General features: G+C 58.5%; 16 protein-coding genes. 9 read left to right on the top strand and 7 right to left on the bottom strand.

Annotated features, from left to right (window positions below; translation table 11 throughout):
- Positions 1–89: 89 nt before the first annotated feature.
- Positions 90–2,525 (top strand): DNA topoisomerase (ATP-hydrolyzing) subunit B, encoded by a 2,436-nt coding sequence (gene gyrB / locus ACQZ51_RS15105; RefSeq protein ID WP_448778411.1) that lies wholly within the window; start codon positions 90–92, stop codon positions 2,523–2,525.
- Between the two features lie 113 nt (positions 2,526–2,638).
- On the opposite strand, the gene ACQZ51_RS15100 is transcribed toward gyrB, so the two are convergent.
- Entirely contained in the window at positions 2,639–3,241 is a 603-nt protein-coding gene (locus tag ACQZ51_RS15100) for a nitroreductase family protein (RefSeq protein WP_448778410.1), read from the bottom strand.
- A 197-nt stretch (positions 3,242–3,438) separates the two neighbouring features.
- Between ACQZ51_RS15100 and ACQZ51_RS15095 the strand changes: the two genes are divergently transcribed.
- The 8 genes from ACQZ51_RS15095 to ACQZ51_RS15060 all read left to right on the top strand — a co-directional run bounded on the left by ACQZ51_RS15095 (position 3,439) and on the right by ACQZ51_RS15060 (position 11,599).
- The gene (locus ACQZ51_RS15095) at positions 3,439–4,281 is read left to right on the top strand and encodes a fumarylacetoacetate hydrolase family protein (protein WP_448778409.1); all 843 of its coding nucleotides are present in this window, start codon (positions 3,439–3,441) and stop codon (positions 4,279–4,281) included.
- 130 nt (positions 4,282–4,411) lie between these two features.
- Entirely contained in the window at positions 4,412–5,647 is a 1,236-nt protein-coding gene (locus ACQZ51_RS15090) for a polyhydroxyalkanoate depolymerase (RefSeq protein WP_448778408.1), read from the top strand.
- Between the two features lie 45 nt (positions 5,648–5,692).
- A complete protein-coding gene (locus ACQZ51_RS15085; protein ID WP_448778406.1) occupies positions 5,693–6,460 on the top strand; it encodes a M48 family metallopeptidase in 768 nt (255 codons plus the stop codon).
- Positions 6,461–6,563: 103 nt separating this feature from the next.
- Positions 6,564–7,199, top strand: coding sequence for a phosphoribosylanthranilate isomerase (locus tag ACQZ51_RS15080; protein WP_448778404.1), 636 nt, complete (start codon positions 6,564–6,566; stop codon positions 7,197–7,199).
- 23 nt (positions 7,200–7,222) lie between these two features.
- Entirely contained in the window at positions 7,223–8,443 is a 1,221-nt protein-coding gene (trpB, locus tag ACQZ51_RS15075) for a tryptophan synthase subunit beta (protein ID WP_243258168.1), read from the top strand.
- A gap of 2 nt (positions 8,444–8,445) precedes the next feature.
- Positions 8,446–9,285, top strand: coding sequence for a tryptophan synthase subunit alpha (gene trpA / locus ACQZ51_RS15070; protein ID WP_448778402.1), 840 nt, complete (start codon positions 8,446–8,448; stop codon positions 9,283–9,285).
- A gap of 36 nt (positions 9,286–9,321) precedes the next feature.
- Positions 9,322–10,215, top strand: a complete 894-nt coding sequence (gene accD / locus ACQZ51_RS15065) for an acetyl-CoA carboxylase, carboxyltransferase subunit beta (RefSeq protein ID WP_448778400.1) — start codon at positions 9,322–9,324, stop codon at positions 10,213–10,215.
- Positions 10,216–10,255: 40 nt separating this feature from the next.
- On the top strand, positions 10,256–11,599 hold the full coding sequence (locus ACQZ51_RS15060; protein ID WP_448778766.1) for a bifunctional folylpolyglutamate synthase/dihydrofolate synthase: 1,344 nt from the start codon (positions 10,256–10,258) through the stop codon (positions 11,597–11,599).
- Positions 11,600–11,779: 180 nt separating this feature from the next.
- Here the strand turns inward: ACQZ51_RS15060 and trxA are convergent, their stop codons facing one another.
- The 6 genes from trxA to ACQZ51_RS15030 all read right to left on the bottom strand — a co-directional run bounded on the left by trxA (position 11,780) and on the right by ACQZ51_RS15030 (position 23,605).
- Complete coding sequence (gene trxA / locus ACQZ51_RS15055; protein ID WP_243258170.1) at positions 11,780–12,100, bottom strand: thioredoxin; 321 nt, start codon at positions 12,098–12,100, stop codon at positions 11,780–11,782.
- A gap of 90 nt (positions 12,101–12,190) precedes the next feature.
- Positions 12,191–15,748, bottom strand: coding sequence for a double-strand break repair helicase AddA (gene addA, locus ACQZ51_RS15050; protein WP_448778397.1), 3,558 nt, complete (start codon positions 15,746–15,748; stop codon positions 12,191–12,193).
- Positions 15,738–18,914, bottom strand: a complete 3,177-nt coding sequence (gene addB, locus ACQZ51_RS15045; RefSeq protein WP_448778396.1) for a double-strand break repair protein AddB — start codon at positions 18,912–18,914, stop codon at positions 15,738–15,740. Before addB ends, addA begins: the two co-directional genes overlap by 11 nt.
- A gap of 9 nt (positions 18,915–18,923) precedes the next feature.
- Complete coding sequence (locus ACQZ51_RS15040) at positions 18,924–19,649, bottom strand: nucleotidyltransferase family protein (RefSeq protein WP_448778394.1); 726 nt, start codon at positions 19,647–19,649, stop codon at positions 18,924–18,926.
- Positions 19,650–19,658: 9 nt separating this feature from the next.
- Positions 19,659–21,173, bottom strand: coding sequence for a tRNA (adenosine(37)-N6)-threonylcarbamoyltransferase complex ATPase subunit type 1 TsaE (gene tsaE, locus ACQZ51_RS15035; protein WP_448778392.1), 1,515 nt, complete (start codon positions 21,171–21,173; stop codon positions 19,659–19,661).
- The gene (locus ACQZ51_RS15030) at positions 21,170–23,605 is read right to left on the bottom strand and encodes an ATP-binding protein (RefSeq protein WP_448778764.1); all 2,436 of its coding nucleotides are present in this window, start codon (positions 23,603–23,605) and stop codon (positions 21,170–21,172) included. The genes tsaE and ACQZ51_RS15030 overlap by 4 nt, the downstream gene beginning before the upstream one ends.
- Positions 23,606–23,744: the final 139 nt, after the last annotated feature.

Below are 23,744 nucleotides of genomic sequence, written 5' to 3'. Positions count from 1 at the left end.
ATAGTCACACGTCAGATTTAAAGTGATTCGCTGCCGCGCTGTCTCGATATGAGGTGGCGCTGCGACAGATACATTCGGAAAGAGTGCTTATGACTGAACCTATGTCGAGCGAAAACGCCGCCAGTGCAGCCTATGGAGCCGATTCGATCAAAGTCCTCAAGGGGCTTGATGCGGTTCGCAAACGTCCCGGCATGTATATCGGCGATACCGACGATGGTTCCGGTCTGCACCACATGGTCTACGAAGTCGTCGATAACGCCATCGATGAAGCGCTGGCCGGTCACGCCGATCTGGTCACCGTCACGCTGAACGCCGATGGTTCGGTATCGGTGACGGATAATGGTCGTGGTATCCCGACCGATATTCACACCGGTGAAGGCGTCTCCGCAGCTGAAGTCATCATGACGCAGCTTCACGCGGGCGGTAAGTTCGACCAGAATTCCTACAAGGTTTCCGGCGGTCTGCACGGCGTGGGCGTCTCGGTTGTCAACGCGCTGTCGGTCTGGCTGAAGCTGCGCATTCGCCGCAACGGAAAAATCCACGAGATTTCGTTTACCCATGGTGTGGCCGATGGCCCGTTGAAGATCGTTGGCGATTATGAAGGTCGCTCCGGCACGGAGGTTACCTTCCTCGCCAGCAGCGAGACCTTCACCATGACGGAATATACATACGCAACGCTGGAACATCGGCTGCGCGAACTGGCCTTCCTGAACTCCGGCGTACGCATTCTTTTGACGGACAAGCGCCACTCCGACATCAAGCAGGAAGAAATGCTTTATGATGGCGGTCTTGCAGCCTTTGTGACGTATCTCGACCGGGCCAAGAAGCCGCTGGTGGACAAGCCGGTTTACATCATTGGCGAGAAAGACGGTATTACCGTTGAAGTCGCGATGTGGTGGAACGACACCTATCACGAAAACATGCTCTGCTTTACCAACAACATTCCGCAGCGCGATGGCGGCACGCATATGGCCGGTTTCCGTGGTGCGTTGACGCGCCAGGTCACGTCCTATGCCGATAGCTCCGGCATCACCAAGCGTGAGAAGGTTTCCCTTCAGGGCGAAGACTGCCGCGAAGGTCTGACGGCCGTTCTCTCGGTCAAGGTTCCCGATCCGAAGTTCTCGTCGCAGACCAAGGACAAGCTGGTCTCCTCGGAAGTGCGTCCCGTTGTCGAAAACCTCGTCAATGAAGCGCTGAGCACCTGGTTTGAAGAACATCCGACCGAAGCCAAGATCCTCGTCGGCAAGGTCGTGGAAGCGGCTATTGCCCGTGAAGCTGCCCGCAAGGCGCGTGAACTGACCCGCCGCAAGGGCGCGCTCGATATCGCGTCTCTGCCGGGCAAGCTGGCAGACTGCTCCGAGCGTGATCCGGCCAAATCCGAAGTCTTCCTCGTCGAGGGTGACTCGGCTGGTGGTTCTGCAAAGCAAGGTCGCTCGCGTGAAACGCAGGCGATTTTGCCATTGCGCGGTAAAATCCTGAACGTCGAGCGCGCCCGCTTCGACAAGATGCTGTCCAGCCAGGAAATCGGTACGCTGATTACGGCGCTCGGCACCTCGATCGGCAAGGACGAGTTCAACGCCGACAAGCTGCGCTACCACAAGATCATCATCATGACCGATGCTGACGTGGACGGCGCGCATATTCGCACGCTGCTTCTGACCTTCTTCTTCCGTCAGATGCCGGAATTGATCGAGCGCGGTCATCTCTATATCGCGCAGCCACCGCTTTATAAGGTGACGCGCGGCAAGTCCGTGCAATATCTGAAGGACGAGAAGGCGCTGGAAGAATACCTGATCACCATGGGTATCGAGGAAGCATCGCTGACGATGGGTTCCGGCGAAGTTCGTGTTGGCCAGGATTTGCGCGAAGTCATTCTCGATGCGGTGCGCATGCGCACCCTGATCGACAATCTCCACTCGCGCTATAGCCGCTCGATTGTTGAGCAGGCAGCGATTGCTGGTGCGATGAACCCGGAACTGTCAGCAGATCCGAGCAAGGCCGAAGCAACGGTTGCCGAGGTCGCGCGTCGTCTGGATATGATTGCCGAAGAAACGGAGCGCGGCTGGACCGGTGAAGTTCTTGATGATGGCGGCCTTCGTTTCTGGCGCATGGTTCGCGGCGTCAAGGAAGTGTCGACGCTGGATATGGGCCTGATGGGTTCGGCAGATGCGCGCCACATCGACCAGCTCGCAACCCGTATGGGTGACATCTACAAGACGCCACCTGTGCTGCAGCGCAAGGATGGCACGCAGGTCATTGCTGGCCCACGCCCGCTTCTCGATGCCATCTTCGCCGCTGGCCGTAAGGGCCTGTCGATGCAGCGCTATAAGGGCCTTGGCGAAATGAATGCCGAGCAGCTGTGGGAAACCACGCTGGACGCCAATGTGCGGTCGCTCCTTCAGGTCAAAATTCCTGACGCGACCGATGCCGACAGCCTATTTGCTCGTCTGATGGGTGATGAGGTGGAACCGCGCCGCGACTTCATCCAGGAAAATGCGCTGAACGTCGCCAATCTCGATATCTGATGTTTTTCAGTGAATCGTCTTATGTGACGATTCACGTGAAACACAATCTTAACAATGGCCCGGTGGAGATGCTCCACCGGGCCATTTTTATGTCAGCTATGAAGCGTAGACCCTTAGTCAGCCTTGCCGGTGAAGCGTCCCTCGAACGCGACCTCCGACAGAGGCAGCCGGTCACTCGGCACTTCGCGTTTCGCCAGTTCGTCGGGCAGGGTGCTCTTGTCGGCTATGGCGCCGATGGCGACCGCAGCTTCCACGGCATAGCCTTCTGGCACCTCAAGCGTTTCAATGATCTTGTCTTTGAAAATGCCAGCCATGGCATGGGCGTGGTAGCCGAGATACTGCGCCTGCATGGCCATCGACAACCAGGCCGAACCCGCATCAAAAGAATGGGTTGTCGCAGGCTTCTTTTCGCCCTCGCTTGAAACATTGTATGTGCGGGACAGCACGAACAGCAGCACAGCGGCATTTTTTGCCCAGCGCTGATTGCCTTCCATCAGCAGGCTGACGAAGGTGTCCCACTGTGGACTGCCCTTATGGGCATAGATGAAGCGGGTGGGTTGCTGGTTGGAGGAGGATGGAGCCCAGTGGGCGGCGTCGAGAATTGTCAGCAGATGTTCTCTCGGCATTCCAGCGTCACCAAAGGCACGTGGCGACCAGCGATCCAGGAATATGGGATCAATCGGATACTCGGATTGGCGCGAATTGCTGTAGGTCATATCATCTCCTCGACACTGTTTGACATCATGGTGCCATCGGCGCCGTTTTTAGAGCGCCCTAATAGTGTCATACACCCGTGTTTCGAAAAATGCTTGCTTCAAAGCAAGGCGGACCGATTTGACAACGCATAAGGGGTGACACGGATAAATAGTTCGTTCATATATGCAGGCACTTGTCTGACAACGGGAGATTGACCATGAAATTATTGCGCGTCGGCCAGCCGGGCCAGGAAAAGCCAGCCATTCTGGATCAGGATGGAAAAGCTCGTGATCTTTCGGCGCATGTGAAAGATATCGGCGGCGAGGCCATTTCCCCCGAGGGTCTGAAGGCGATTGCCGCTCTCGATCTTTCCACGCTCCCGCTTCTTGCAGATGATCGCATTGGCGCCTGCGTTTCCGGCACGGGCAAATTCATCTGCATCGGCCTGAACTTTTCGGATCACGCTGCGGAAACCGGTGCGCAAGTGCCATCGGAGCCGGTCATTTTCATGAAGGCCACATCGGCCATCGTTGGCCCCCATGATGATGTCATCATCCCGCGCGGCTCTGAAAAGACAGACTGGGAAGTCGAGCTAGGCGTGGTCATCGGCAAGACCGCGAAATATGTGTCTGAAGCCGATGCGATGGATTATGTTGCCGGCTATTGCGTTTCGCATGATGTATCCGAGCGCGCATTTCAGACCGAGCGTCAGGGCCAGTGGACGAAGGGCAAATCCTGCGACACATTCGGCCCTGTTGGTCCATGGCTGGTCACCAAGGATGAAGTCGCCGATCCGCAAAACCTCGGCATGTGGCTGAAGGTCAATGGTGAGACGATGCAGAACGGCTCCAGCAAGACCATGGTCTATGGCGTTGCGCATGTCGTTTCCTACCTCAGCCAGTTCATGTCCCTGCATCCCGGCGACATCATTTCCACCGGCACGCCCCCCGGCGTCGGTCTCGGCATGAAGCCGCCACGCTTCCTGAAGGCTGGCGATGTGGTTGAGCTTGGCATTGAGGGTCTCGGCACCCAGAAGCAGACATTCGTCGCTGACATCTGAGAAGAGCTTTCGATCAATACATATCAGAAGCGCTGGCGGGCAACCGCTGGCGCTTTTCACGTTTTGTGCATGTGCGAAATGATGCTATATTAACGAAAAGACGACGATAAACGACGGGAGGCGTTCATCCATGTTCTATCAGTTCTACGAAATGAACCACGCTGCCATGATGCCGCTGCGGGCGAGCGCTGAACTGATGCGTCAGGCGTGCAACAACCCCTTGAACCCGCTGTCCAATACTGCATTCGGCCGAAGCCTTGATGCGGGCTTCGAGGTTTTCGAGCGGTTGACGCGTCGTTATGGCAAGCCGCAATTCGGGATTTCCGAAACTCTGATCGGTGGGAAATCCGTCTCCGTTTCGGAAGAGACTGTCTGGGCAAAGCCCTTCTGCAATCTGCTGCATTTCAAGCGTGATATGGTGTCAGGCGAAACCACCGGCCCAAAAGTGCTGCTCGTCGCCCCCATGTCCGGCCACTACGCAACCTTGCTGCGCGGCACGGTGGAGGCGCTGCTGCCATCTGCCGATCTCTACATCACGGATTGGATCGATGCGCGCACGGTCTCGCTGACCGAAGGGCGTTTCGATCTTGATGACTATATCGACTACCTGATCGAGATCATTCATCACCTGGGTGAGGGCGTGCATGTCGTGGCGGTCTGTCAGCCCTCAGTGCCCGTGCTTGCGGCAGTCTCGCTGATGGAAGCGGACAATGACCCATGCGCCCCGGCTTCGATGACGCTGATGGGTGGGCCAATCGATACGCGGATCAACCCGACGGCTGTTAATGAGATGGCCATGAGTAAGCCGATTGAGTGGTTCAGGGACAATGTGGTGATGCCCGTGCCATGGCCGCAGCCCGGTTTTGGCCGTTCCGTCTATCCGGGCTTTCTGCAACTGACCGGCTTCATGTCCATGAACCTCGACAAGCACATGACGGCGCACAAGGATTTCTACATGAACCTTGTGAAGAACGACGGCGATTCCACCGAAAAGCACCGCGAGTTTTACGACGAGTATCTAGCGGTGATGGACCTCACAGCCGAATTCTACCTCCAGACCGTCGAAACCGTGTTCATCGATCACGCGCTTCCCAAGGGCAAGATGCTGCACCGGGGCAGGGCGGTTGATCCCTCCAGCGTTAAACGCACGGCGCTTTTCACGGTCGAAGGCGAGAATGACGATATTTCCGGTGCCGGACAGACGAAGGCGGCGCATGATCTCTGTCTGAATATTCCAGCTGATAAGCGCGAGCATTACACGCAGCCGGATGTCGGACATTACGGCGTGTTCAACGGCTCCCGCTTCCGGCGAGATATCGTGCCGCGCATGCTGGATTTCATGCGCAAGCATGACCACGCCGTGTGACACCAAGCACATAGCTTTTTACGGAGCGAATCGCTATGAAAGGCGATGTTTCCGCTTCTCCGAAAGACCCTGAGATCCGTTTCGCCGTCCAAGCCTGCGCCCTCGCAGCGCATGGTGGATGTGGGCGGTCGCAACCTGCCCATCACCATCAAGGAAAATCAGCGCGCCACCCGCATCACGCTTCGCATAGAGCCCGGCGGCAAAGCGCTGAAAATGACGATCCCTTATGGTCTCCATCACCGGGAAGTGGATGACTTTCTGGATCGTCACAACGGCTGGCTGAAAAGCAGGCTCTCGAAGTTCTCCACTGAGGGAAGTGTAGTCGATGGCGGCAGCGTCTCCATTCGTGGTGTGACGCATCGTATCGAACATACCGGCACATTGCGCGGCGTGACGCACATTGCAAAAGAAGCAGATGGCGAGGCGGTCTTGCGCGTCAGCGGATTGCCGGAACATCTTGGCCGACGCATTGCGACCTTTCTGAAAAAGGAAGCGCGGGCTGACCTGGAGCGGCTGGTGGCGCATCACACGGCAAAAGTCGGCAGGCCCGCCAATTCCATTTCGATGAAGGATACGCGCAGCCGCTGGGGCTCTTGCTCGCATGAGGGAAACTTGAGCTTTTCCTGGCGCATCGTCATGGCGCCGGAAAGTGTCATCGATTATCTGGCCGCCCATGAGGTCGCGCATCTCAAAGAGATGAACCATGGACCGAAATTCTGGGCGCTCTGCGAAAAGCTTTGCCCCACCATGGAGGCCTCGAAATCCTGGTTGAAGCGCAACGGCTCGCAGTTGCACGCCATCGATTTCGAATAAATCCTGTCCAAACCGTTTTGGATTCACGTGAAACATTTACGCTTCTGAGAGGAAGATTAGATTTGGCTCGACTCACAGCCTATTTCATGGCACCTCCCAAGGCATGACACCGGAAATCAAGATTTGCGGATTGAAGTCCGCCGATGCCATCGAGCGCGCCGTTCGTCGCGGTGCGAGCCATCTCGGATTTATTTTCTTTGAAAAAAGCCCGCGCAACATCGAGCCTGATATTGCTGGCAAGCTGGCAGATGCCGTGCGCGGCAGTGTCAAGATCGTGGCCGTGACTGTTGATGCCGACAATGACGAGCTGGATGAGATCATCCATCTGTTGAAGCCGGATATGCTGCAGCTGCATGGGCATGAAAGCCCTGAGCGGGTGCTGAACGTCAAGGCTCTCTACGGCCTGCCCATCATCAAGGCTTTTTCCATCCGCGATGCCGATGATCTTGCCAAGATTGATCCCTATATAGGAATAGCCGACAAGTTCCTGTTCGATGCCAAACCGCCTGCGGGTTCCGATCTTCCTGGCGGCAATGGCGTTTCCTTCGACTGGACCTTGCTGCACTCTCTTGACGAAGGCGTGGATTACATGCTTTCCGGGGGATTGAACAAAGACAACGTAGCCCATGCTCTGGCTGAAACCGGGGCTAAGGGAATAGATGCATCTTCCGGTGTCGAGAGCGCGCCGGGTGTCAAGGATCTGGCCATGATCGACGCATTTTTCGATGCGATCCGTTAGGCGAGACCGCAGGGAGTTTGAGAGTGAACGAGACGCCGAAACCCAACTCTTTCCGCGCCGGTCCCGATGAGGACGGCCGTTTTGGTATTTACGGAGGTCGCTTTGTGGCCGAGACGTTGATGCCGTTGATCCTTGACCTTCAGGCCGAGTGGAACAAGGCAAAGACAGACTCCGAGTTTCAGGCGGAACTTGAGCATCTGAACACCCATTATACCGGTCGTCCAAGCCCGCTCTATTTTGCCGAGCGCCTGACACAGGAGCTTGGCGGCGCGAAGATCTATTTCAAGCGCGATGAGCTGAACCACACCGGTTCGCACAAGATCAACAATTGCCTGGGCCAGATCCTGCTTGCCAAGCGCATGGGCAAGACCCGCATCATCGCGGAAACCGGCGCTGGCCAGCACGGTGTTGCATCGGCAACTGTTGCTGCCCGTTTCGGCATCCCTTGCGTCGTTTACATGGGCGCAACCGACGTGGAGCGCCAGGCGCCGAACGTCTTCCGCATGAAGCTTCTCGGCGCAGAAGTCGTTCCGGTCACGGCTGGTCACGGCACCCTGAAAGATGCCATGAACGAAGCGCTGCGAGATTGGGTCACCAATGTCGACGACACCTATTACATGATCGGTACCGCTGCCGGTCCGCATCCATACCCGGAAATGGTTCGCGACTTCCAGTCGGTCATCGGTCGTGAAACGCGCGAGCAGATGATGAAGGCTGAGGGACGTCTGCCGGATATGCTGATCGCAGCTGTTGGCGGCGGTTCCAACGCCATCGGCCTGTTCCACCCGTTCCTGGATGATTCGAGCGTCAGAATCGTTGGCGTCGAAGCGGGCGGCAAGGGTCTTGAGGGCGAAGAACATTGCGCATCGCTCACAGCCGGCTCGCCGGGCGTGCTGCATGGCAACCGCACCTATCTGCTGCAGGACGGTGACGGCCAGATCAAGGAGGGTCACTCGATCTCCGCTGGTCTGGATTATCCCGGCATTGGCCCTGAGCACTCATGGCTGAAAGATACGGGCCGCGTCGAATATGTGCCGATCAAGGACACCGAAGCGCTGGAAGCATTCCAGTTGCTGACGCGCACTGAGGGCATTATTCCAGCACTTGAACCGGCCCATGCGCTGGCGGAAGTCATCAAGCGTGCGCCAAAGATGGACAAGGATCAGATCATCGTCATGAACCTGTGCGGCCGTGGCGACAAGGACATCTTCACCGTGGCGAAACTTCTGGAAATGGGTGCGTAATCATGACTGCTCGTATGGACAAGCGCTTTGCTGATCTGCGCGCTGAAAACCGCCCAGCCCTCATCACCTATTTCATGGGTGGCGATCCGGACTTTGATACATCGCTCGGCATCATGAAATCGCTGCCGGAAGCCGGTGCCGATGTCATCGAACTTGGCATGCCGTTTTCCGATCCCATGGCCGATGGTCCGGCCATTCAGCTGGCAGCCCAGCGTGCGCTGAAGGGCGGGCAGACATTGAGGACGACGCTTGAACTCGCCCGCGAGTTTCGCAAGCAGGACGACAACACGCCAATCGTGCTGATGGGCTACTACAACCCCATCTATATCTATGGAGTTGAAACGTTTCTGGATGATGCATTGGCAGCGGGCATCGATGGCTTGATCGTTGTCGACCTTCCACCTGAAATGGATGACGAACTTTGCGTTCCAGCCTTGGCGCGCGGTATCAACTTCATTCGTCTTGCAACGCCAACGACGGATGAGAAGCGTCTGCCGACCGTTCTCAAGAACACGTCAGGCTTTGTCTATTACGTTTCGATGAATGGCATTACCGGTTCGGCACTGCCGGATCCATCCACGATCTCTGGCGCTGTCCAGCGGATCAAATCGCATACCGATCTTCCCATCTGTGTCGGCTTCGGCGTGAAGACGGCGGATCATGCCCGCGCAATCGGCGCTGTTGCCGATGGCGTCGTGGTGGGTTCGGCCATCGTCAACCAGATCGCCGGAAGCCTGACCAAGGATGGCAAGGCCACCAACGACACTGTTCCCTCCGTGACAACACTGGTAAAGGGACTTTCAACGGGCGTGCGTGCATCGCGCCTTGCCGCTGCCGAGTAAGCCTCGGCTGAGCGCAGATAGTCAGGAGTATTAGACGTGAACTGGATCACCAACTACGTACGGCCTCGGATCAACTCCATGCTTGGCCGCCGCGAGACGCCGGAAAACCTCTGGATCAAGTGCCCCGAAACGGGCGAAATGGTCTTTCACAAGGATCTTGAGGAAAACAAGTGGGTCATTCCCGCTTCCGGTTTCCACATGAAGATGCCCGCGAAAGCTCGTCTTGAAGACCTGTTCGATGGCGGCGTTTACGAAGCTCTGGTCCAGCCAAAGGTGGCGCAGGACCCGCTGAAGTTTCGCGACTCGAAGAAATATTCGGACCGTCTGCGCGACAGCCGCGTGAAGACCGAACAGGAAGACACGATCCTGGCTGGCGTCGGCAAGCTCAAGGGCTTGAAGATCGTCGCCATAGTGCACGAGTTTCAGTTCATGGGCGGATCGCTCGGCATTGCTGCCGGTGAAGCCATCGTCAAGGCATTCGAGCGCGCTATTTCTGAGCGTTGCCCTGTTGTGATGTTCCCGGCTTCGGGTGGCGCACGCATGCAGGAAGGCATCTTGTCGCTGATGCAGTTGCCCCGCACAACGGTTGTGGTCAACATGCTCAAAGAAGCGGGCATGCCCTACATCGTCGTGCTGACCAACCCGACAACGGGTGGTGTAACGGCCTCTTACGCCATGCTGGGCGATGTGCACATCGCAGAGCCGGGTGCGGAAATCTGCTTCGCTGGCAAGCGCGTGATTGAACAGACGATCCGCGAAAAGCTGCCTGAAGGCTTCCAGACTTCGGAATATCTGCTGGAACACGGCATGGTCGACATGGTCGTGGATCGGCGCGAAATTCCCAAGACGCTGGCAAGCCTGCTGAAGATCATGACCAAGGCCCCAGCCGATCCGTCTTCGGAAGACCTGCCAATGGCAGCATCCGCCTGACGTCTATCGCCACTGGGCAGCGGAGACGCCAATGACGGATATGACGACACCTGCCCAGAGCGCAGCGGAACGGATCATCGAAAAGCTTTTGGGGCTTCACCCCAAAGGCTTTGATCTTTCGCTGGATAGAATAACCGCTCTTCTCGAAAAGCTCGGCAATCCGCACAAGCGTCTGCCGCCCGTTTTGCACGTGGCCGGAACCAATGGCAAAGGCTCCGTCACTGCCTTTAGCCGGGCGCTGCTGGAAGCTGGCGGCCTTGCTGTTCACGTCCACACATCTCCCCATCTCGTCAACTGGTACGAGCGCTATCGTTTAGGCCTTCGTGGCGAGAAGGGCCGCTATGTCGAAGATGCCGTTCTGGCCGATGCGCTGGAGCGCGTGGCTGCTGCCAATGACGGGCAGATGATCACCGTCTTCGAAATCCTGACGGCTGTCACCTTCGTTCTCTTTGCGGAACACCCCGCCGATGCCGTGATCCTGGAGGTCGGGCTTGGCGGGCGTTTTGATGCGACCAATGTCATCACCGACCCAGCCGTATCGATCATTATGCCGATTTCGCTGGATCATCAGGCCTATCTCGGAGATAGCGTCGAACTGATCGCCGCCGAAAAGGCCGGTATCATGAAGGCCGGATCGCCTGTCGTGATCGGTCATCAGCAATATGACGCGGCACTTGATGTTCTGGTCCAGACGGCTGAACGCCTGAGATGCCCGACGGCAGTCTATGCACAGGATTTTTCGGCGCATGAAGAGTTTGGGCGGATGGTCTACCAGGACGAAACCAGCCTCATCGATGCGCCCCTGCCGCGTCTTCCCGGTCGCCACCAGCTGGCCAACGCCGCCGCCGCCATTCGCGCCGTCAAGGCTGCCGGTTTCGAGGTGACGGACAAGATGGTTGAGACGGCGATGACATCGGTGGAATGGCCGGGTCGTCTGCAACGCATCACATCAGGCCGGATTGTCGATCTGGCCCCGCCAGGCTCGGAAATCTGGATTGATGGTGGCCACAATCCCGGCGCGGGTGAGGTGATTGCCGAAGCCATGGCCGGTTTCGAGGAAGCCAATGCTCGCCCGCTGTTTCTGATTGCCGGCATGATCAACACCAAGGATCAGGTCGGCTATTTCAAGGCCTTTGCCGATATTGCCCAATATGTTTTCACCGTGCCGATCAACGGCACGGATGCGGCGATCGATCCGGTTGTTCTTGCCCATGCGGTGTTTGACGCTGGCCTCGTCGCGGCACCGACATCATCGATTGAAGAAGCCTTGGAAGAGTTGAAAAAGCGGATTTTGCCGGGTCAGCCCGCACCACGCATATTGATTGGTGGTTCACTTTATCTGGCTGGCAATGCGCTGGCTTTGAACGGCACGGTACCGCAGTAAAAAATTGCGGGCATCGGCCACCGTCATATCGGGGCTTGTCTCGAGGATCTAACCACGTTCAATGTAGGGGTTCGTTAGATCCTCGGGTCAAGCCCGAGGATGACGGGGGTTTGTTTAAAATGTCCCAAAAGAAAAAGCCCGGCGATGACCGGGCTTTTCTCATTCTTGACAGATGCCCAATCAAGCAGCGCTGGAAATCCAGGCCGAAAGGGCTGTCTTTGGTGCAGCGCCAACCTTGATGTCAGCCACTTCGCCGCCCTTGAACATGGCAAGGGTAGGGATGGAGCGAACGCCGAACTGCGCTGCAAGCTCCGGGTTTTCATCAATGTTGAGCTTCACGACCTTGACCTTGCCGGCCAGCTCGTTGGAAATTTCTTCGAGGCTTGGGGCGATCATCTTGCAAGGTCCGCACCATTCCGCCCAGAAATCGACGACGACGGGTTCAGCGGAATCGAGCACTTCTGCCTGGAAATTGGATGTATCGACTTTCACGGTAGCCATGGGTGGCTCTCCTTTCAATGACAAGATTGTCAGTGGTGTTGGTTGATGAGCATGTGATGCTGCTGGCGGGTTATTTCAATGTCCCATATCTCACTTTGTCTCGATTGCAGCAAGCGCATCAGCCAGCGACTGGTCGCTCAGCGTCACAAATGAAGCGTTTTCCGTATAGACCAGCGCGCAGGTGAAGGTCTTGCCGGGATAAAGCGGGGCGAGAATGCTTTTATAGATCGCAAGCTGTGCTTTATGCGCCAGTGGTATCTCGGCATCACGGACAGGCGGCACACGGTTGGTCTTGTAGTCCACCAGAATGACGCGGTCGCCATCTACGGCCAGCCGGTCGATGCGGCCTGATACGGCGTAGTCCCTGTTGCTGAGCCGCAAGGTGCCCATAATCGAGATTTCCGCACGGCTGTTGGCAGAAAAGGCGGATTGAAGGGCTGGTTCGCGCAACACCGATAGCGTGGAATGGATCAGTTTTTCCCGCTCCTTTTCAGGCCAGAACCGCGCGGCGCGCTCCGCATAACGGCGGGCGGCATCCGGCTGCTCCTCGCTCGGATATTCCGGCAGCGTCTGCAACATGCGGTGCACCAACCTGCCACGCTGTAGCGCCAGACCCGAGGATACTTCCTGGCTAGAAAACAGCGGGGAGGTGACCAGCAAATCCTCCGAGCCGTCATCGATGATGGTTCCGGCACCAGACGGGCTGAGCGGACGTGGCAAAGCTGGCGGTGGCGGCAGCGGCTGCATCAGAGATGCAGGCAAAGCATCCAGAACCGGGGCAGGCGGCGGCTCTGTAGTGGCAACGGCCTTGGCATCGCGGCTGGTTGACTGCCACAAAAGGCCATCCCACTCTTCGCCACCAGCGGAAAATACCTGCCGCTTGCATCTGATGTCATCCGCGCCCAGCGAACGGGCAATCATGGCATGCCAGCAATCGGGATTTTCTCGCGGGCCGCGATAGCCGCAGACGATCAGATGGTCGGCAGCACGTGTCATCGCCACATAGAGGAGGCGGCGATATTCCTGCTCGGCGGACAGCTTGAGGCGGTCCTCGTCCCTTGAGACAAGCGCATTGTCAAAACCCTTGCCGGGCAACCAGATCGGCAGCTTGGCAGGACCATTCTCGATGAAGCGAAGCTTCGGCAGGTGGCTGTGAATGAAGGCCTTGGAGCCGCCATCCACCAGAAACACGACAGGTGCCTCCAGACCTTTGGAGGCGTGAACCGTCATTATGCGGACTTCGCCACGCTCCTTGTCCTGCTCACGCTTGATTTCAGGCGCGTCGGTTTCCATCACGGAAATGAAGGATTGCAGGCCGGGAAGGCCAGTCTTTTCATGGTCCAGCGCAAAGGACAGGAATTCGTCCAGCACGTCGCTGGCTTCATTGCCAAGCCGCCCCAGAAACTTCGCACGTCCCTCATGCAGCGTCAGCACGGCGGCGAAGAAATCGTGGATGGTCTGCGTCTTCGACAGTTCGATGAAATGCGTGAGCTTGGCGACCGATGCCGCGAAGGAACGTCCCTCATCCTCTTTCGAGAGAGCCTGCAAATGGTGCCAGACGCTGGTATTTTCAGGGCGCTTTGCCGCGATATCGAAAATATCGTCTTCCGAGTGATTGAACAGCGGGCTTTTAAGAAGGGCCGACAACGACAGATCATCCTGCGGCAAGAGCACGAAACGGCCCAGCGCCAGCAGGTCCTGAATGGCGATATGGTCTGTGAGGCGCAGGCGGTCGGCACCGGCAACGGGAATGTTCTTCCGCTGTTTCAGCTCGCGGGTCAGCGCGTTGACGAAGGCGTGGCGTTTTCGCACAAGAACGAGAATGTCTCCCGCCTCGATGGTGCGCTCCACACCCTTTTCGACCACGGTTTCCTTGCCGATCATCTCGGCGATGCGGGCGGCGATGCGGCGTGCGACGATGGCAGGCGGCGCGCTTTCGCGCAGCGCATCGAAGGGTGCCGTCCAGTCCTCTTCATTCTCCACCGGCTCGGCGGCAACCATGTCCCACAGTTCCACCGTGCCTGCCTGTCCGTGGCGGTTGGAGCGATGCTCGACCGGTTCCTTCTCGGCGCTTAAACCTTCCGCATGTTCGGGAAGGGAGAACACCTGATCGACGGCGGCCAGAACATCTGCCGTGGAACGGAATGACAGTGGCAGGCGCACGGAATGAAATGTCTGTTCGACAGCGGTCACGCGCTTTTGCGTTTCCCGGCTTTCCTGCGAAAACCGCTCCGGTCTTGCGCCCTGAAAGGAATAGATCGACTGTTTCTCGTCACCCACGGCAAAGACCGTGCGTCGTCCCTCGCGTGCAGTTTCTCCATGGAAGAAATCGGCGGCCAGCGACTGGATGATAGTCCATTGCACCGGGCTGGTATCCTGCGCCTCATCCACCAGAATGTGGTCGATGCCCTGATCCAGCTTGTAGTGCACCCATGCACCCGCCGTATCGCGGTTGAGAAGGGTGGCAGCACGTTCGATCAGATCCTCGAAATCCAGCTGGCTGCGCTGTTTTTTCAGGTCTTCAAAATCACCGATCAGCCGCTGCGCCAATGTCAGCGCATGTCTGGTGGCTTCCAGCATTCGCAGAGTGCGGTAGCGATCCCGGCAGGCCACCACATGGGCACGTGCCAGAATGAGGTCATCCAGCAAGGCGGGTGCCGATTTCTGCATGGCCTTGTTGATGACATAGGCGTCGGATTTTGGCGCACCTTGCGAGGTGAGCAGAGCGGCCTCGATGAACTCCACGCGTTTGAAAACATCCATGGTGCGGGCGGCTTCACGCAGGGCGTAGGCAACGTCGATGACCCGTGAGCCGCCGATCTCGTCGGCCAGCGTCAGATAGGTATCCATCGACAGGCCAGAAAGGCCGGGCAGGGGCCAATAGGCTGCCGCCGCCGTTTCTTCCGTCTCGTTCGCGTCGATGCCCGCATGGGCGCGAAGGGTGGCATCGATGCCGCCGGATTGGCGCGCCTTGTCTAGAAAGCCGTTGATGGCGTTGCGGTTGGAAACAATGGCGCTGAGAAGGGACTCGAGGCCGGTCTCATCGGCAATATCGAGGACATAGGCCAACGCGTGGGCCAAGGGTTGATCCGCCTCCAAGGAGACGGCGGTCAAAAGCGTGCGGCGGGCTTCGGCCAGAAGTGTGCTGGCTGCCCGGTCATCCAGCACTGAAAAGTGCCCGGCGACATTGGCTTCCAGCGGAAACTGGTGCAACAGCGCTTCGCAAAAGGCGTGGATGGTCTGGATTTTCAGGCCACCCGGCGTTTCCAGCGCCTTTGCGAAGAGCCGTCGTGCTTCTTTCAGCTTGATGAGATCAGGCACACGGCCTTCGATGGTCGTGATGCGATCACTGAGATCCGCATTGGAGAGTGTCGCCCAGTCGGCCAGCCGGTCGAACACGCGGCTCGACATTTCAGACGCCGCCGCCTTGGTATAGGTGAGGCACAGAATGGCGGATGGGCGGCAACCGGCCAGAAGCAGGCGGATCACGCGCTGCGTCAGCACATGGGTCTTGCCGGAACCGGCATTGGCGGACACCCACGCTGAACTGGCGGGATCGGAGGCGCGGGTCTGCTGCGCGCTCGTCCAGTCGATCCAGCTTTTCGGATCATCCTGTCCGGGGCCGTGGTCTATCAATTCATTCAGCATCGCCATCTCCCGGTTCTGCCGTGGACCATTCGGATACGCGGGCAAGGTGGTCATATTCGCCACCATAGGCTTGCTGTTCCTCGGGAATCAGCCGCGAAACGAAGCCGTTCTGGCCTTGCCGCAGCGAAATCACGAATTTGGCAAGCTGATCGATGGAATCGGTGGCGAGTTCAGCGGCTGATTTCGGCACGGTCTTGGCGCTTGCCTTGGCATGTTCATTGTTGATCGTATCGGTACCGAATCGTTGGCCGGGCCGCAGCCGCACATAGATGAGATCTTCCGGTGTCGGAGATCCCGCATCCTTGAAGGCACCGCGCATGAGGGCCGCTGCTTCCAGCGCCAATTGCGGATCGAGCAGCGAGCGGGCCTGTTTGACCGAGGGTGACAGGCCGGTTTTATAGTCGATGATGTCGGCCATGCCTGTCGTCTTGATGTCGATGCGGTCGGCAACGCCGGTCAGGCGAATGCCCGCTTCTGGAATTTCCTGCCCGGCCCGCACCTCGATATGGCTGCGCTTGACCAGCGCCCGGCGGTCTTTATCCCATTTGAGGAACGCGCGGGCTACCGCCTCGAAACGAGGCCGCCAGACCACATCGATATGCGGCGGCAGGTTTTCAGCGTCGAAACAGGCGTGCAGCACGCGAAACATCGCCTCTTCAGCGGCAGGCGTGCCTGCCACATGGCCCTCGCGGGAATAGGTTTCCATGATGTGATGGTAGAGCGTGCCACGATCAGCCGCACCCGGATCGCGGTTGAACTCATCCAGCGGATCAAGTTTGAGAATGCGCCGCGCATAGATGGAATAGGGGTCGCGCCGCAGCCTGCCCACTTCGCTGAAGGAATAGGATTTCGGCTGCAACTCCGCAGGCGGTGTCGGTGCCGGGCGCTTGGCGGGCTGCTGGTTTTCGCCATCATCCAGCATGTTGGCCCAGTGGCGATAGGCCGTGCCACGCGCCTTCAATGTCTCGGTAAAGCCTTCGCCCCCCAGCGCCAGAAGCCTTTGAAGCCAGCGGGATGCGACGGCAGGCGTCGATCCCTGACGAAGCGAGCGCGTATAGAAAATCTGCCGTGTGCCATTCGCCATCTCGAAATCATGGGCAAGCTGGCCGATGCGCCGTTCCGGCGGCTCAAGCCCGATGGCGGTTTTCATGTTGCGCGACAGGAACGGGTTGTTGGCCGTCTGGCCCGGCCATATGCCTTCGTTGAGCCCGCCAATGATGACGGTATCGACACTTTGCAGGCGGGCTTCCAGCGCACCGAAAATAAACACGCGCGGATGGCGCATGGCCCGGGGCTTGATCGATTCGCCCGCAATCAGCGCCGTCATGATATCGATCCATTGCGGCCCATCGGCCTCCAGCACGCTGCCGCAATCCATCAACTCAGACAGAAGGCCGGAAAGTTTCTCGCCCGCCTCATGTGACCAGAGACTGGCCAGATCGCCCTTCTCATCGATACACATGGCTTCGATGACCCGGCCCGTGCGCTCCGCCCAGTCGGCAAGCGTCAGCCGCGCCGTCAATCGCCCGGTCACAGCGTCCTTGCGAATGAAGGCCGCGTCCAATGGTTCAATGGCCGCGTTGATGCGCCGTGCCAGATCGGCGGCGGCAAGGTCTGTGCCTTCACCAAGAGATTTGCGCCAGTGTGGCGCATGACGATCATCTGCGTGCAGGGCAAGCTGGCGGTGCAGCAGCGCCTCTAGCGTATCAAGTGTGGTTTCGGTTCGCCCACCCCGAAGCGCCAGCAGTTCCAGCCCGGCAACGGCATGACCGACCTCTATTTGCCCGAGACCGAAGCGCGATAGCGGGTGCTTGAGCAGGGACATGACCGCAACGGGATCGCCGGGGCGCAGGATTGCCTCGAGCGCCAGCATCAGCAAGCCCGCCTGCGGCGTGGCCGATAGCGGCGTACCTGCGGAATCATCGGCCTCGATGCCGAAGCGGGCAAGCTCTGTCGCCACCCGGCGCGCAAGGCCACGATCCGGGGTGATCAGCGCCGCTTGGGATTGGCCACTGGTGCCCCCGTTTTCCAGTGCCAAACGCAGGGCAATGGCGATGGCCGTTGCCTCCTCCCGCTCATTGGCGGCTTCGATGATGGCAGCGGATGCAAAGGCCTGTTCAAAAAACGCTTCGCTCTTGTCTTCGCGCCACTCGTTCCATTCGCTGGTGGCCTTGGCTGGCGCAAGTGCGGTGGAAAAGATCGCCGCACGGTCTTTCAGGTCGCCATCCAGAACGCCGATCTGTTCCGCATCATTGCGAGAGACGCCCAGCTTTTGCAGCAGAATATAGAGACCATATTGCGAATGGGTGCGGCTTGACGGGTCATCAGGGCTCTCATTGATGGACTGCCATTGCTCTTCCGGCATATCTATATCGAGGCCCGGCAGAACGACCGTACCCTGGGGCAGGGAGGCCACCGCTGCGATCAGGTCTGCCGCTGCCGGAATGGAGCCGGTGGAACCCGCCACGATGATGGGGTCGTCTGATCCGATCCGAGCAATGCGCTCGGCCTCAGCCCGCAGAATCGCATTGCGATGCCGCCCGGACGAGGATTTGTTCAGTTCATCCAGCCGGGCTGGCCAGAACACACTGGCGATCTTCAGAAAATCGGCAGTCAGCTGCCACCACTGCGCATGGTCTGCGGTGTCGAGCTTGGAGAGTGCGGACCACTCCCGGTCTTCCGTATCCATGGCATCGATAACCTCAGCCAGCGAGCGCGCCAGCCAGATGGCATCGGCCGGGCTTGCGGGAGCGACGAGGGGCGAGTCAGAATGCACGGCGCGGATGGCATCCGGCAAACTATTGCGCCACGCCAGAATGAGGCGGGCGAGCTCGACCAGCCGGGCTGTGCTGGAAATGGGCGGTGCAAGATCAATGGTCGCGGGCGTTTCAACGTCGAAAAAACCGCTATCGTCATCGGTTTCGCCAAGCGGCCTGATGATGGGCAGAATGGCCGATTGTCCGCCCAGCAGATCCACGAATTCCGAGCGCAGCACGCGCGCGGAACGGCGGGTCGGCACATAGATGGTGACCTTCGCCAGGGATAGCGGGTCGGCGGGATCGTAACGGAAGCCGGGAGCCAGCCTGCCATCGCAAAGACTTTCCGCCAGCGTCTTCAGAAAGGGCGTGCCGGGGGCGATGGTTAGAATACGCTTGGCATGCGCCAATGGGTCATCTCACTTGTCGGTTGCTGCGATGGTTCTCTCAGCATCTTCTATAGCATCCGGTGTGCCGACGGTAATCCATTGTCCATCAAGAGACAGGCCAAAAAGCCGGTTTTGGGCAATGGCGCGGTCGAAATAAATGTTGAGATTGAAGACGTCTTCAGGGGCGTCATCCAGAAGCGCCTTATTCATGGCAATCGCCCCGGCATAGACCACAGAGCGCGGCTCGCCTTCACTGTAGCGCGTCAAAGCGCCATCAGGTGCAAGGCTGAAATCCTTCTTGCCATTATGGCCGGTCGTGCGGTCCATATCCACGCACAGCAAAGCCATATCCATGGTTTGCGGGTCGAAGAACTGCGCCAGCTTTTGCAGGTTGGTGGGTTCACCAGGCGTTTCGCCAACCCAGAACAGGTCGGCATTCATGACGAGAACCGGCCCGGCTTCCAAAAGCTTCAGGCCCTTAGCAAGGCCGCCGCCGGAATTCATCAATTGCTCGCGCTCGTCCGAAATCAGAATCCGCACGTCTTTTCGGGCGTTGAGATGGGCAACCATCTGGTCGGCATGGTGGTGAACGTTAACCGCAATGGTCTCGACACCGGCTTCCACCAGCATGTCGATGATATAATCGATCATCGGCCGTCCGGCGATCCGCACCAGAGGCTTCGGGATCGTATCCGTGATCGGTCGCATTCGGGTGCCAAGACCCGCCGCCAGCACCATCGCCTGTCTGATCGTCATGGAAACACTTCACTCTTCGTGGATGGGAACGCCCGCATCTATCAGCCAGTCGCGCAGGGACGCAAGGTCGGGATGGCTGATTGCCGAGCGCAGATAGGAGAAGGTGCGCGGCATGTGGTTCATGTAATGCGGCTTGCCATCACGCTTCATCAGCCGAACCCATATGCCCACCAGCTTGCAATTGCGCTGGGCCGCCATGATGGCGAAGGCTTTTAGGAATGACGCCTCATCAAAACCGGCGTCAATGCGCCTCAGGTCTAGATAATGCGCCATCAACCGCGCTTGCAAGTCAGGTGGAATCGTAACCCGCGCATCCTGAATGATGGAGGCCAGATCATAGGCGGTCGGGCCGATCATCGCATCCTGAAAATCAATGATGCCGACACGCTGAATGCCGGATTTCTCAGCCTGCCAGATGATGTTGGGAGAGTGGAAATCGCGAAGCAAGAGGCCTTTCTCGGCATCATCAAGCTTCTGAATCAGTTGGTCCCAGACATCAAAGAAGCTCTGCCTGTCGCTCTCATCGGTTTCCTTGCCCCTGACGTGTGGCAGAAACCAGTCCAGCAGCAGCGATGTTTCGATTTTCATCGCATCCGCATCGAAGGGTGGCACGCGATAGGTCGTGCCATCGCCAAGCACGATGTCTTTGGGGGCAGGGGCTTTGTGAAGGGCGGCAAGGCAGGCGACGCTTTCCAGATAGCGCTCTTCGATTGGCGCACCATCCTCATCCAGCACACCGACGCGTCCCATATCTTCCAGAAGCAGCAGACCGCCTTTAAGATCCTGCGCGAGGATTTGAGGAACGGAAAAGCCGTTTTCGAGGAGGTATTGATCGATGGCGACGAAGGGGGCCACATCTCGCGCAAGATGCACGATTTCGGCGTAGGTCTTGCCATCCTGGATAACAGGACCCTTCGGTGGCGGCTGCCAGTCCATCAGCAGGGATTGGCCAGCGGCATCGTTCACCAGCTCATAGGTGCGATAGGCCGCGTCGCCGCTGAAATATTGGCGGGATGCGTTTGTCTTGCCATTGGCTTCGAGAAAGTCGCGGATGGCCAGCACCCGTTCCAACCGCGCCCGCTGCCGGGGCGGCGCATCGATAGTCGCGACACGGCCTTCGCCCTGATGGGTGAGGCGCAGCGTGATGGTGCTGTCGGCTGGCATTTCGCTTGCGGCCAGCTCCGGCCACTCGATCAGGCACACACCATCCGACAGCATCTCGTCGATGCCCAGCTCATCCATTTCAGACACATCCGACAGGCGGTAGAGATCCAGATGGTGGACGGGAAAACGCAAGCCATAAGATTGCACGATGGTGAAGGTCGGGCTTGGAACCTCGTGATAGGGGTCGCCCGCAATCGCGCGGATCAAGGCGCGGGCCAGCGTGGATTTACCGGCACCGAGATCGCCAATCAGGGCGATGCAATCGCCGGGCTTGACGGTGAGCGCCAGCTCCTCGCCGAGCCGGATCGTTTCGGCTTCATTGGCAAGGGCGATGGAAAGAGGCAAGACAGTCCCGTTCATTCGGCGGCGATGGAATGCGGATGCGCACCGGATGGAATGCGGCAGCTGACGACGGTACCTTCACCCGGACGGCTGTCGATGGTGACATTGCCGTGGTGGAGGCTGACAAAGCTTTCGACAATCGAAAGTCCCAGCCCGGCGCCCGTGCGACGGCCACCATTGCCGCGCGTGGAGAAGCGGTCGAACACCGATTTCAGCATGTCTTGGGGAATGCCGGGTCCCTGATCGGCAACCGAGAAAACGAAATCGCCTTCGCTGCGCTGGCAGGTCAGCGTAATAGCCGATCCCTCGGGCGCGAAATTGGCCGCATTGGTCAACAGCTTGATGAGAATCTGCTTCAGACGCTGGTGGTCGGCCACGATGGCACCGAGATGCGCAGGCGCGACAATCTCCAGAGACACGCCGCTTTCCTGTAGACGGTCGGTGATCAGCACCGAAACGTCGTCCAGAAGCTCTGTCAGATCATTCTCGGTATAGTTCAGATGCATGATACCGGCATCGACAGTCGCCAGATCGAGAATGTCGTTGACGATGGTCAGCAGAACCGAGGAGGAAGTAGAGATGTGGTCGAGATATTCGGCCTGCCGCGCGCTCAGTTCGCCGATACCTGGCGTTTTCAAAAGATCGGTAAAGCCGATGATGTTGGTCAGCGGCGAACGCAGTTCATAGGACACGTGCTGGACGAAATCGTTTTTCAGCTCGTCTGCCTTGCGCAGCGCCTCGTTCTTTTCCTTCAAGGCGCGTTCAGCGCGCACGCTGTCGGTCATGTTGACGAAGGTCAGCATGGTCTGGGAATCCGGCAAAGGAATAATGGCATAGTCCAGCACCAGGCCGGACAGAAGCTCAAGCGTGCCCTGTTTGGACAGGCGCTCATCATCGAAACTGGTGATGAACTGGCTGAAGGCGCGCCAGCCATCCGGCTTGTCGTAGGATTGCGCACAGACCTCTTCGATGGAGCGAATATGCTTACCAGCTTCCGCTTCGTCAGCGGTGATCGCCCACAATGCACGGAAAGCGGGGTTTGACAGGCGCATGCGCCCATCGGCACCGAACACGGCCACACCTTCGGCAAGGTGGTCGATGGTTTCGCCCTGAACCTTGACCAGCGTGTTGTAACGCATCTGCAGATCGACCTGTTCGGTCAGGTTCTCAAACACCCATGTCGCGCCGCCCTGCGGATGCGCCGTTGCGATGACCCGCAGCGTCTGACCATTGGGCAGGTGCCAGAGGTCTGTCTTGGTATCCAGCGAACGGTAGACGGAAAGCGCTGTTTCCTTCCAGCTCTTCCAGCTCAGCTGCTCGGGCAGCTTGCCATCGGAACGCAGGCGGTCAAACAGTTCGGAATTGTCAGGCTTGGATTCCAGAAGAACCAGATCCAGACCCCAGAGGCTGACAAAGGCCTGATTGTAAAATTGCAGGCGCTGCTGCCCGTCGAAGATCGCAACCGGCGTTCCCAGATGATCCAGCGTTTCGGCGTGGCTTTTCAGCGTGCGCTTCAGCTCTTCACGAACGGTCTCGGCCTCGGTCGTATCAACCGCCATGCCAACGGAACCGCCTGTCGTCTTCAGGTCAACCACGTCAAAGAAGGTTCTGTTGCCGGAAACGACGGTGGAAATGCGGTCGTGGAAGGGTGATTCGGGCGTGGAGCTGGCGCGGATTTTCTGGCGCGTTACAGTGTTCAGCAACTCGCGCTGCTCGGTCACGGCCTGTTCCGGCGTACGGGCATCAACACTCAGCGCATAGCTGTGGTTGACCCATGTTAGCGCGCCCTCGGAATTGCGGCGCCAGACCGGCTGGTCGATGCTGTCGAACAGGTCCTGGAATGTCGAAATCGACGACACCAGACGCTCACGCTCGATTTTCAGCTCGGCCAGTTCGGCGCGCAGATTGTTCAATGCCACGAACTGAGCGAATGCCTTGCCGCCGGAAACGCGACCCTGAACTTCGATCACCTCGCCACGGTGCGTCTCGATGGTCAGATCAAAGCTCTGGGCATGGCTGCGCAGCTTCTCAAGCGCGTTTTCAAGCGGACCCGCAGAGGCGGGGCGAAGCCAGCGGCCGAAGGCCAGAAAGTCCTGATCCGCGAAGGGAACGCCGGTATCGGCAGGCAACTGGCCGATAAACTCGGGGCGCTCACCGGCATTTTCCCAGATGACGATGCGCCTGGACTTGTCGGAAATCAGGGCTTCATATTTAGAAATCTTGGCATTGGCTTCAGCCAGAGCCGTGCGGTACTCGCTGGTTTCCGCCTCGATGTTTCCCCGCTGCCGGACCAGCCAGACAATGGAAAACAGAGTGGCAGAGACCACGCCGATAAACAGCGAATAGGTGATCGTTTCCGACGAGGAGAACAGGCGTTCGCCTCGCTCCAGAACCTCGTTCTGCTGGGCCTGTGCCGCCAGCGCAAAACCGCTCAACGCCGTGCCAGACATCAGCGCCACGACCTTGCCGCGTAGACGCGTTGCCGCTCCGCTTAAAGAAGCCAGCCAGCGTCTGGGCGCAGCTGCGTCGCCATTGTCTGGCTCAACATCATTGTGTTCCCGCTTGCGCGAGACTGAAATTTCTACCGTC

This window comes from Agrobacterium sp. CG674, assembly GCF_053521645.1.
This window is presented reverse-complemented; position numbering and strand designations above follow the sequence as displayed.